We start from the raw sequence: 2,483 nt of genomic DNA on the forward strand, positions 1-2,483 counted from the left end.
ACGAGCGTAGCATGCTCGGCGGACGTTTGGATGCTGAAGGTTATTTTGCCGATGAATTCACAGCGATACACAACCCAACGCGATCAAGAAACAACAAATATGTGATGATTATTTATTGCCAAACTTAAGCCAGAAAACCTTGAATTTACTGCTCAATTCCAAATCGATTTAGCTGATAAAAACTCATTTTGCCTAACGCCCGGCTAAGGGGTTGACAACGCACCGCCGAACTTAAAAAACACACTTAAACACTGAACTGCAATTTTGCACTAAAGTCGCCACGCGTTGGCAATCCCTCTTGAGCCGTTTGTTAGCTGCTGCACTTTAGCCGGAGATTTGCTACCCAACGGCCTAATTTAAAACACATTATTGCTTTCAAGCGACAAAGTAAAACGAACAACTGAGAAACTAAAACTTAATCCACGAAACGCACTTGGCAAAGAAGAAATAACAGCAAAACTTGACGAGTTTCTAGAGCTTAAATTTACAAAGAATTATGTCGAAGAAGCCAACAACAAAGTGCGCGAAATCCATTTAACGCAAAAGAGCTTCAAAACCAAAGAAGCCACGCCAAAGAAATAAACAAACACACCACTTCCCGTAAGAAGACTTCGGTTAGTTCAAACACTTCACGAACAGTGCCACTGGCGAGATACGTGGAAAAGTGCTGACTTTCAGGTGTAAAGCTAGAGCCTCAGACTAAGAAAAATAAACACGCAATTTGATGATTTTTCTTAACCTCAGCTAACGCCGCATTAAGGTGTGAGCAACGCTACCACCAAACCTTAACCATACCACCGTAAACACGAAACCCAACCTTTAACTGAAAGTGCCAAGCGTTGGGAATCACTCTTAAATGCTTTGTTATAAATATTATGCGATTAGGTCTTTAACAATACCCCAAACCCCAAATGCGATGGATGTTATTAAAGCAATGCTAGCAACCCACATAGCCTGACCATGTCTTCTTTGATCTTCAGATTTGAACTTATTGTCAACAAGTTCCTTTAAAGAAGCACTTGGTAATATAAAATTACCCAATGTTGTATTAACGAATTTACTTAAAGATGAAGGAAGCTCGACAGTGGTTCCATTGCTGTGCTGGTTACCTATCGCTATTTTATTAGAATTGGTACTACCTACGAAAGAAACGTAACCATTTTCTTCTAATTCCGTTAATAGCTGAACTAGAGTTACTGTCTCTATTAGCCCATTTCTACAAACTTTTTTATCAAGCGAGTCTACTGATACGTATGTTTTACCTGCTGCTGGGTCAGCCAAAATGCTTTTATTGCTAGTGTGACCAAAAAATTCATTTTCTAAAAATAAATCTAGCAAAATCATACCTTCATCTCGAAGTGTCTTTGATTTAACTAACTTACTAAGAATGGCTTTCTCTTCCTTGCTGAAGGTTCTCATTAAAACTCCTAAATATTTATAACGCCCGGCTAAGGGGTTGACAACGCACCGCCGAACTCAAAAAACACACCGTAAACACTGAATTTCAATTTTGCACTAAAGCCGCCACGCGTTGGCAATCCCTCTTGAGCCGTTTGTTAGGCCAATAGATTAACAACGAGACTTTCAAAACCAAAGAACGAGCTTTTTTATAAACTTGAAATAAACTAACCGATTCATTTATAAACCAAAATGCTGAATCAACAAAGAAACGAAAAAACTCAAATTGAGCGATTTGGAAGAAAAGTGACGAGCGTAGCATGCTCGGCGGACGTTTGGATGCTGAAGGTTATTTTGCCGATGAATTCACAGCGATAAACAACCCAACGCGATCAAGAAACAACAAATATGTGATGACGATTTATTGCTTAAGTCCAGCCATGAGAACATGGAATTTACCGTTCAATTCAAACTCGATTATCGCTGATAAAAACTCACTTTGCCTAACGCCCGGCTAAGGGGTTGACAACGCACCGCCGGACTCAAAAAACACACTGTAAACACTAAACTTCAATTTTGCACTAAAGCCGCCACGCGTTGGCAATCCCTCTTGAGCCGTTTGTTATGCAAATTCAATGAGATAAACTGACTTTACGCGACCAAAAACCACAATTGCAATGGTTGAGTGATTCAAGAATCAACCCAAGCAAGAACTGTGATAAATGAGCCGCCAAAACAAAGTCCACCTTTCAACAACAAACCAAGCTTTTGAATGAAACAAACTCAACGAGCGAAATCTTCAACAAGTACGAAATAATCGATTAACTTGCCCTTTCCGCACTTTACACCCACTAAATTCACAACGCGCCAACGCTAAAAATGATTGAGGCAAACCAAGAATCTTGTCCGTTTTACGGTTTGAATTAACCAAGAATCTGAGGATAAAAAGCTCATTTGCCGACAACACAAAACGAATAGCCGGAGAAATCCCAAAAGATTGAACCCCTAAATTTACCTGAGTTGCATAACGCCCGGCTAAGGGGTTGACGACGCATCACCGAACTCAAAAAACACACTGTAAACTC

Annotated in this window: 1 protein-coding gene; it reads right to left on the reverse strand. The window is 40.0% G+C overall.

Annotated features, from left to right (window positions below; translation table 11 throughout):
* Positions 1-873: 873 nt before the first annotated feature.
* Positions 874-1,419 carry a hypothetical protein gene (locus AACT23_RS15080; protein WP_094127276.1) on the reverse strand — a complete coding sequence of 182 codons (546 nt, stop codon included), beginning with the start codon at positions 1,417-1,419 and terminating at the stop codon, positions 874-876.
* Positions 1,420-2,483 lie beyond the last annotated feature (1,064 nt).

It is taken from the genome of Vibrio sp. V09_P4A23P171 (assembly GCF_963875615.1).
In the GTDB taxonomy this organism is placed as follows: domain Bacteria; phylum Pseudomonadota; class Gammaproteobacteria; order Enterobacterales; family Vibrionaceae; genus Vibrio; species Vibrio anguillarum.